A 9,049-nucleotide genomic window follows, 5' to 3' on the forward strand; every position below is an offset into this window, starting at 1 on the left:
GAAGGAACAACCATGAAAGCACTCTCCAAACTGCACAAAGAAGTCGGCATCTGGATGACGGACGTACCGGCCCCCGAACTCGGCCACAACGACCTGCTCATCAAGATCCGCAAGACCGCCATCTGTGGCACCGATATCCACATCTACAACTGGGACGAGTGGTCGCAGAAGACCATCCCGGTGCCCATGGTGGTCGGCCACGAATACGTCGGTGAAGTCGTTGCCGTGGGCCAGGAAGTGCGCGGCTTCGCGGTCGGTGACCGGGTCTCCGGCGAAGGCCACATCACCTGTGGCCACTGCCGCAACTGCCGTGCCGGCCGCACCCACCTGTGCCGCAACACCATAGGTGTCGGAGTCAACCGCCCCGGCGCCTTTGCCGAGTACCTGGTGATCCCGGCCTTCAACGCCTTCAAGCTGCCGGACAACATCCCGGATGAGCTGGCCGCCATCTTCGATCCGTTCGGCAACGCGGTGCACACCGCCCTCTCCTTCGACCTGGTGGGGGAAGACGTGCTGATCACCGGCGCCGGCCCCATCGGCATCATGGCGGCAGCCGTCTGCCGCCACGTGGGCGCCCGTCACGTGGTGATCACCGACGTCAACGAGTACCGGCTCGAGCTGGCCCGCAAGATGGGCGCCACCCGCGCCGTCAACGTAGCCAAGGAGCAGCTCTCCGACGTGATGAGCGAGCTTGGCATGACCGAGGGGTTCGACGTGGGGCTGGAGATGTCTGGCGTCCCCTCAGCCTTCCAGGACATGATCGACAAGATGAACCACGGCGGCAAAATCGCCATGCTCGGCATTCCCCCCGCCACCATGGCCATCGACTGGGGCAAGGTGATCTTCAAGGGACTGTTCATCAAGGGGATTTACGGCCGCGAGATGTTCGAGACCTGGTACAAGATGGCGAGCCTCATCCAGTCCGGGCTCGATCTCTCCCCCATCATTACCCATCGCTTCCACATCGACGACTTCCAGCAGGGCTTCGATGCGATGCGCTCCGGCCAGTCCGGCAAGGTGATCCTCAGCTGGGACAAATAAGCCTTTCAGCACGTCAATCAGATGAAACCCGGTGAAAACCGGGTTTCTTTTTTGCAGGCCGGCCTCGCCAGTTTGTGATCCGACGAAGAAACTTTGCACGCAGAGTGCTTAACACTTCACACACAAGCGTTTAAATGGCTGTAACTATTCGGTTATAATCCAGTCGTTTTCTAGGGATAATAAAAGCCTGCTGGGAGTACATGAGCGTGTTGAAAAAACTGAGCTATTTGCTGGCGGTCGGGATGACGGCCGCCAGTTTGTCCGGTGCCGTGCTGGCTGCCGATGATATGTCGCCGGAGGCCATTGCCGAGCGCATCAAGCCCGTCGGTCAGGTCTACACCGCCAAGGATCTGGAAGGGATTGCGACCGCAGGCGCAGCCCCTGCGGCGGCCGCGTCATCCGGCCCGCGCGACGGTGAAGCCGTGTTCAAGGGTGCCTGCTTCGCCTGTCACGATGCCGGTATCGCCGGCGCGCCCAAGCGCGGCGACAAGGCCGCCTGGGAACCTCGTATCGCCCAAGGCATTGAAACGCTTAAGAAACATGCCATTGCCGGCTTCGCAGGCAAGACCGGCGTCATGCCCCCCAGAGGAACTTGCGCCACCTGTAGCGATGAAGAGATCGAAAACGCCATTCACTACATGATCGACAAGCTCTAAGTTATTGAAAGGGCCGCATATGCGGCCCTTTCAATCTGATGACTTCCGACTACTCTTTGAAGGGTAGATAAATCGGGAGTCACTCATGTCAGCGCAACCCACAGCACCACATTACTCGACTCCCTTGCTGGCGTTGGTTTCCGCTATTATGGATTTCCCCGCCCCCTCAGTCGCCACTGCCAAAGATTACGACACCCTGATCCAGCAGCTAAACCAGCTCTGTCCGTTGCAACATTTCGGCATGCTCGGCCTGTCAGAAGCAGGACTGCACTGGGTATGCGAATACCAGGTGCCCGACAGCTTCAAGCAGCAGCTGGGATTGGAAGAGTCACGCATCACGGATCAGCTGACCCAACTGGATGAAACCGAGGGTTGGTGTACCTTGCCGGTCGAACACGGTCAGATCCAGTGGTTGCTTGCCTGCTGCCAGCCCAAGGAGCTGCCGACCCTGCGCCTGCTGCTGGAGTGCCTGGCCAAACGGCTGAACGAGACCCAGGCGGGCTCTCAACTGTCGGAGCTGGCCTCGCCGCTCATTCGCAAGGATCCGGACTGGCAGAGAAAGATTGAAAGCATCAACCGCATCATCCGGCTGGCCAACACCCTGCCCAGCCAGGCACTCTTCTCCCAGCTCGAAGCCGTCTTGCGCCAGATGCTCGCCATTCAGGACATGCTGCTGGTGCGCATCGACAACCACCGGCTCGAGAAGATCTATCCAGAGCTGCCCCATCACAACGATGAGTTCATCACCGGGCTCTGCCACAGCACCAACAACATTGAGCAGCACAAGGAGCAGCTTTACTGGTACAGCCAGCCGCTACGTCTCCAGCAGCAGTACTTCGCCCACTTTCTCATCAGCCTGCAACAGCCGCTGGAAACCGACGACCGGCTGTTTCTCGACTTTCTGCGCAGCCAGCTGACCCTGCTGCTGGAGCTGAGACGGATCCGCCAGCAGCTGCACGACATCAACTCGGAAGACTCCATCAACCAACGGCTGCAGCAGTTGCGCCAGACCAACCTCAGGCTGCAGAAGCAGTTGAAGCAGCATCAGGAGCTGGAACGCCGGCTGCAGTTCGATGCCCTGCACGACCCGCTGACCCAGCTACCCAACCGGGCGCTGTTGATGAACCATCTGAACCACGCCATGACCCACTTTCACCGCTACAAGTCGCCCGGGTTTTCGCTGATCTTCATCGATGTGGACCACTTCAAGCAGGTCAACGACACCCTCGGCCACAGCGCCGGCGATCAGCTGCTCAAGGAGATGAGCCGCCGCCTGCAAACCTGCATCCGGCAAAACGATATGGTGGCCAGGCTGGGTGGGGACGAGTTCGTCATCTATCTGGACAGCAGCAAGAGCGAGGAGGATATCAGCCCGGTGCTCAACCGCATCATCAGCCGCCTCTCCTATCCCTTCCGGTTGGTGGGCAACGAACTCGGCATCACGGTGAGTCTCGGGGTCGCCAGCGTATCGGAGCAGACCTCTGACATCAGCCAGCTGCTGCATCAGGCCGATCTGGCCATGTACCAGGCCAAGCGCAACGGCCGCAGCCGTATCGTCAGCTATTCGGAAGAGTGCTCGGCCCAGACCTGGGCCTCGCCGGAGGAGATGTTGGCCAGAGCGCTGCGGGCAGGTCGCATCGTGCCCTATTTCCAGCCAGTGATCCGGCTCAAGGACAGCCGCCTGACCGGGTTGGAGGTCATGGCTCGCTGGATCACCGAAGAGGGTGTACTCAAGGATGCATTCGACTTCATCCCGCTGGCGGAGCAGTGTGGGCTCATTCAGGAGCTGGATTACCAGATCCTGCGCCACACCTGTCAGCAATTGAAGGAGTGGCTGCCGCTCTCCGGCCAGAGCAAGTTCAAGGTGGCCATCAACCTGTCCGGCAAGCATCTGGTCAGTCATGAACAGATCATGCAACTGGTCGAGATCATCGAATCCGAGGGGATATCCCCCGGCTATCTGATTTTCGAATTCAACGAACGGGAACTGTCACGACAGGATTCCGACGCCCTCACCTCCCTGCACGAGCTGAGGGCCAAGGGCATCCAGATCAGCCTGGATGACTTCGGTACCGGCTTCTCTTCCCTCAATGCCCTGTTCCACTTCCCGGTGGACTACATCAAGGTGGATGACAGCTTCACCCATCGCATGCTGCAATCTCCCAAGGATCTGGCGCTCATTCGCGCCATGCGCGACATTTGCCAGGATCTGGACTTCACCCTGGTGGTGGAAGGGATAGAGAACCAGCAGCAACTGCAGAAGCTGATCGACATGGGTTGCCTGATGGGTCAGGGGCGTTACATCTCGCCGCCCATGCCTGGCGCCGACATCACACCCCTGCTGACCCAGAGCAAGCAGGCCTGATGTTTCAATCCTTCTTGAACATAGCGCGCAGATTGGCCACCGCCATCTGCCCCTTCTGCTGACGCTCCTCGGCACTCACCTTCTTCTGGTTTTCCCACTCCAGATCGTCCTGCGGCAGCTCCAGCAGGAAGCGGCTCGGCTCCGGCCGCACCGACTCGCCAAACTGACGCCGCTCCTTGCAGAGGGTAAAGGTCAGCTCGGTCTGGGCCCGGGTGATCCCCACGTAGGCGAGGCGTCGTTCTTCCTCCACGTTGTCCTCGTCGATGCTGGTCTGGTGCGGCAGCAGACCCTCCTCCATGCCCACCATGTAGACATAGGGAAACTCCAGCCCCTTGGAGGCGTGCAATGTCATCAGTTGCACCTGATCGGCCTCGTCCTCCCCCTCGTTGCGCTCCATCATGTCCCGCAGGGTGAGGCGTGTGACAACTTGAGCAAGCGTCATCGACTCTTCCAGCTCGTCCCCCTCCAGCATCTCGCTGATCCAGCGATAGAGGGTGGAAACGTTCTGCATCCGCATCTCGGCCGCCTTGGGGCTGGGAGAGGTCTCGTAGAGCCACTCTTCGTAGTGGATCTCCTTGATCATGTCCCGCACGGCCTCCACCGGGTTGCCGCGCAGGGCCTGATCACCGAGCCGCACCAGCCAGTTGGTGAAAGCCTGCAGCGCGGTGAGGCCACGACCGGAGAGGTGCTGTTCCAGCCCCAGCTCGAAGCTGGCGGCAAACAGGCTCTTGCCGCGCTGATTGGCGTATTGGCCCAGTTTCTCGAGCGTGGTGGGGCCGATTTCGCGCCGCGGCAGGTTCACCACTCGCAGGAAGGCGGTGTCCTCGTCCGGATTCACCAGCAACTTGAGGTAGGCCATGATGTCCTTGATCTCGGTGCGGGAGAAGAACGAGGTGCCCCCCGAGATACGATAGGGAATCCGGTTGGTCATCAGCGCCTTCTCGAAGATCCGCGACTGATGGTTGCCCCGGTAGAGGATGGCGTAATCCTTGAAGCGGGTGCGGTTCATGAACTTGTGGCCCATCAGCTCGGCGGCGATGCGCTCCGCCTCATGCTCCTCGTTCTTGGCAAACAGCACCTTGAGCTTCACCCCTTCGTCCAGCTCGGAGAAGAGCGCCTTGTCGTAGACGTGGGGGTTGTTGGCGATCAGGATATTGGCGCACTTGAGGATGCGCCGCTTGGAGCGGTAGTTCTGCTCCAGCTTGATGAGCCGCAGATTGGGGAAATCTTCGTTCAGCAACACCAGGTTCTGCGGCTTGGCCCCACGCCAGGAATAGATGGACTGATCGTCGTCCCCCACCACGGTGAAGCGGGCCCGCTCGCCGACGATCTGCTTCACCAGCTCGTACTGGCTGGTGTTGGTGTCCTGATATTCGTCGACCAGCAGGTAGCGGATCTTGTTCTGCCAGCGCTCGCGCACCTCCTGGTTGCTCTTGAGCAGCAGGGTCGGCATCACGATGAGGTCGTCGAAATCCAGCGCGTTGTAAGCCACCATCTGGCGGTGGTAGCGCTCGTAGAGCTGGGCCATCAGCACCTCTTCCGGCCCGCGGGCGATGCGCATGGCGCGGGCAGGCAGAATGAGGTCGTTCTTCCAGTTGGAGATCTGGCTGATGAGGGCCGAGAGCTTGTCCTTGTCGTTGTCGAGCTCTGCCTCGGTCAGCTCTTTGAGCAGCGCCAGCTGATCGGTGTCGTCGAACAGGGAGAAGTTCGCCTTGAGGTTCAGGCTCTTGTGCTCACGACGGATGATCTCGAGCCCCAGGGTATGAAAAGTGGAGACCATCAGCCCCCTAGCCTCCTTGCGGCCCAGGGTCTGGCCGACCCGCTCCTTCATCTCCCGCGCCGCCTTGTTGGTAAAGGTGACCGCAGCTATGTTGCGCGCATTGTAGCCGCACTGCTGCACCAGATAGGCGATCTTGTTGGTGATGACGCGGGTCTTGCCCGATCCGGCTCCCGCCAGCACCAGGCAAGGGCCGGAAACATACTTGACCGCTTCGTTCTGATTGGGGTTGAGCTTCATGGGCCGGATCTCTTGGCTTATGATGAGGGGCGGCATTGTAACAGAAATCACCCGGCCAGCCCCATCGAGCGATAGCTCGCCGGATGCCTTGTGTTCGGCGGCGGTTTTCAGGATCATGACCGACTTTTCGAGATGATAACCACTTTTCCAGACAGTGAGGGGAGCATGAACCAGCAACAGCACGAGCGGCTGCGCAGCCAGTTTCCGGCCTTGGCGCAGGAGGTCAACGGCCACCCGCTGGTCTATCTGGACAATGCCGCCACCACCCAGAAGCCGCAAGCCGTGCTGGATGCGATCAATCACTACTATCGGGCCGACAATGCCAACGTACACCGCGCCGCCCATGCGCTGAGCGGTCGCTCCACCCGCGCCTTCGAAAATGCCCGCGAGACTGTCGCCCGCTTTATCAATGCCCCTCGCAGCCACGAGGTGATCTGGACCCGTGGCACCACGGAGGCTATCAACCTGGTGGCCCAGAGCTGGGGAATGAGCGAGCTCAAAGCGGGGGATGAAATCATCCTCAGCACCTTGGAGCACCACGCCAACATAGTCCCCTGGCAGCTGGTCGCCCAACGCACCGGTGCGGTGATCCGGGTCATCCCCCTCGATGAGCGGGGAGATCTCGACATGGCCGCCTATCTGGCTCTGCTGGGACCACGTACCCGACTGGTGAGCGTGGCTCACGTCTCCAATGCCCTCGGTACCGTCAATCCAGTCGAGCAGATAGTGGCGGCCGCCAAGGCGGCCGGCGCCCTGACCCTGATCGACGGCGCCCAGGCCGTGGCTCATCTCGAGGTAGATGTGCAGGCCATCGGCTGCGACTTCTACGCCTTCTCCGGCCACAAGCTTTACGGCCCGACCGGTATCGGCGTGCTGTGGGGGCGCACCGAACTGCTGGAGTGGATGCCTCCCTGGCAGGCCGGTGGCGAGATGATCGACAGGGTCAGTTTCGGTGGCACCACCTTCAACACACTGCCCTTCAAGTTCGAGGCGGGTACGCCCCATATCGCCGGCGCCATCGGCCTGGCCGCCGCTATCGACTTTGTGATGGAGCAAGACCGGGGATTGCTGGCCAACCATGAGCAGGCGCTGACCAACTACCTGGTCGCCGGCCTGCGTCAGATACCTGGGCTGCGTCTGGTCGGTGAACCCGGTCAGCGTGCCGGCGCGGTCTCCTTCCTGCTAACGGATATCCACCCTCAGGATGCTGCCACTCTGCTCGACATGCAGGGGATCGCCCTGCGGGTCGGCCACCACTGCGCCATGCCGTTGATGGAGAGCCTTGGCATCGGCGGCACCCTGCGTGCCTCGCTGGCCTGCTACAACAACCGGGACGATGTGGACGCCCTGCTGGCCGCCCTGCACAAACTCAGTGACTTCTTCTAAGGCAGACAACCCTATGAACAGCCTCGCAACCTATACCCGGATCGGCCTTGAGCCCGATGCCGATACCATCCGCCAGCACTTTGCAGCGGCGAACGGCTGGGAGAACCAGTACCGCCTCATCATCCAGCTCGGCAAGCAGCTGCCTGCACTGCCTAGCGAATGGCAGCAGGAGGCATTTCGCCTCAAGGGATGTGAAAGCCAGGCCTGGCTGAAGGGGGAGAAAGGCGAGGATGGTAACTGGCATTTTGCCTGCGATTCCGATGCCCGCATCGTGCGGGGCCTTATCGTCATCGTGCTGGCGGCGCTCAACCACCAACCCGCAGCGGCGATCCAGTCCTTCGACATGGAGGGCTATTTCACCGAACTGGGGCTTGAGAAACACCTGAGCCCATCACGGGGCAACGGGCTCAGGGCTATCGTGTTGGCTATCCGGCAACAAGCCGTCTAACCCGCCTTGTTCAGTGGTCGATCAGGCTTCGCCAATCGACCCTGTGTCTTCATTGCCGGCCTCTTTCTCGGCACGGGCTCCCCGTTCGGCAATCTTCTTCAATACCCGGGAGGCGGCGACCAAACCAAAGGTGGCCGTCACCGGCGTCACGGCACCGAAGCCGGAGGCGCAATCCATCTTCATATTGCCGTCACTGGCCGCCTTGGCCTGACAGGTGCCACCATTGCCGTCTGGGTAGCTCAATTGTTCGGTTGAGAAGACACACTCCACCCCGAACTTGCGCGCCGGATTCTTGCTGAAGTTGTGTAGCCGGCGCAGGTCGGAGCGCACCTTGGCGGCTAGCGGATCCTGAATGGTCTTGGCCAGATCGGCCACGGTGATCCGGGTCGGGTCCATCTGCCCACCGGCCCCACCCGCGACTATTACCGGGATCTTGTTGCGCTTGCAGAAGGCAATCAGCGCCACCTTGGCCTTGACCGAGTCGATGGCATCCACCACATAGTCAAACTCCCGCTTGATATGTTCGGCCAAGTTGTCGGCGGTGACGAAGTCATCCACCTCGCTCACCTCGCAATCCGGGTTGATGGCTCGAATGCGCTCGGCCATCACCTCTGTCTTGAGACGACCGATCGTCCCTTGCATGGCATGGATCTGGCGATTGGTATTGGTGATGCAGATATCGTCCATGTCGATCAGGGTGATCTGGTTGATGCCGGCACGGGCCAAGGCTTCCGCCGCCCAGGAGCCGACGCCGCCGATCCCGACTACGCAGACTCTCGCCTGGCTGAAGGAGCGAAGCGCGCTCTGACCATAAAGACGGGCAATGCCCCCGAATCGCTGTAGATACTCTGCTTTCATACCACCACCTTGCTTGAGGGCGGCCATTATAGCGACAACCATAAGCCACCGCGAATTTCAGATAAGCATGAAACGGGATGAAACAACGAAATCAGGCTAACTGAGATGAGATAGGATGATCGTAGAAATGAAAAAAGCCCAGTCTTTCGACTGGGCTTCTTAAGTAGTGGCGGAGCGGACGACCGCTATAAAACAGTTCGATGCAGAGTGACCAAACTCAACACAGCCAATCATATCAAGGGATAGCGAGAGACTCACTATCCAAACACTGCCAATCC

Annotated in this window: 7 protein-coding genes; 5 read left to right on the top strand and 2 right to left on the bottom strand. The window is 60.3% G+C overall.

Features of this window, described 5'->3' with window-relative positions; genetic code table 11:
* The first annotated feature begins 12 nt into the window (after positions 1-12).
* From tdh to CAK78_RS13590, 3 genes are all read left to right on the top strand, one after another.
* On the top strand, positions 13-1,041 hold the full coding sequence (gene tdh / locus CAK78_RS13580) for an L-threonine 3-dehydrogenase (RefSeq protein ID WP_005306946.1): 1,029 nt from the start codon (positions 13-15) through the stop codon (positions 1,039-1,041).
* A gap of 200 nt (positions 1,042-1,241) precedes the next feature.
* Positions 1,242-1,697 (top strand): c-type cytochrome, encoded by a 456-nt coding sequence (locus CAK78_RS13585; protein ID WP_017786998.1) that lies wholly within the window; start codon positions 1,242-1,244, stop codon positions 1,695-1,697.
* A gap of 85 nt (positions 1,698-1,782) precedes the next feature.
* Positions 1,783-4,062 carry a putative bifunctional diguanylate cyclase/phosphodiesterase gene (locus CAK78_RS13590; protein ID WP_094697621.1) on the top strand — a complete coding sequence of 760 codons (2,280 nt, stop codon included), beginning with the start codon at positions 1,783-1,785 and terminating at the stop codon, positions 4,060-4,062.
* Between the two features lie 4 nt (positions 4,063-4,066).
* Here the strand turns inward: CAK78_RS13590 and rep are convergent, their stop codons facing one another.
* Positions 4,067-6,079, bottom strand: coding sequence for a DNA helicase Rep (rep, locus tag CAK78_RS13595; RefSeq protein ID WP_094697622.1), 2,013 nt, complete (start codon positions 6,077-6,079; stop codon positions 4,067-4,069).
* 165 nt (positions 6,080-6,244) lie between these two features.
* Between rep and CAK78_RS13600 the strand changes: the two genes are divergently transcribed.
* Positions 6,245-7,465, top strand: a complete 1,221-nt coding sequence (locus CAK78_RS13600) for a SufS family cysteine desulfurase (protein ID WP_094697623.1) — start codon at positions 6,245-6,247, stop codon at positions 7,463-7,465.
* Positions 7,466-7,478: 13 nt separating this feature from the next.
* On the top strand, positions 7,479-7,913 hold the full coding sequence (locus CAK78_RS13605; protein WP_176452792.1) for a SufE family protein: 435 nt from the start codon (positions 7,479-7,481) through the stop codon (positions 7,911-7,913).
* Positions 7,914-7,934: 21 nt separating this feature from the next.
* On the opposite strand, the gene tcdA is transcribed toward CAK78_RS13605, so the two are convergent.
* On the bottom strand, positions 7,935-8,771 hold the full coding sequence (tcdA, locus tag CAK78_RS13610) for a tRNA cyclic N6-threonylcarbamoyladenosine(37) synthase TcdA (protein WP_094697625.1): 837 nt from the start codon (positions 8,769-8,771) through the stop codon (positions 7,935-7,937).
* Between the last annotated feature and the right edge of the window lie 278 nt (positions 8,772-9,049).

The sequence above is a fragment of the Aeromonas sp. A35_P genome (assembly GCF_002259925.1).
Classification (GTDB): Bacteria; Pseudomonadota; Gammaproteobacteria; order Enterobacterales; family Aeromonadaceae; genus Aeromonas; species Aeromonas dhakensis.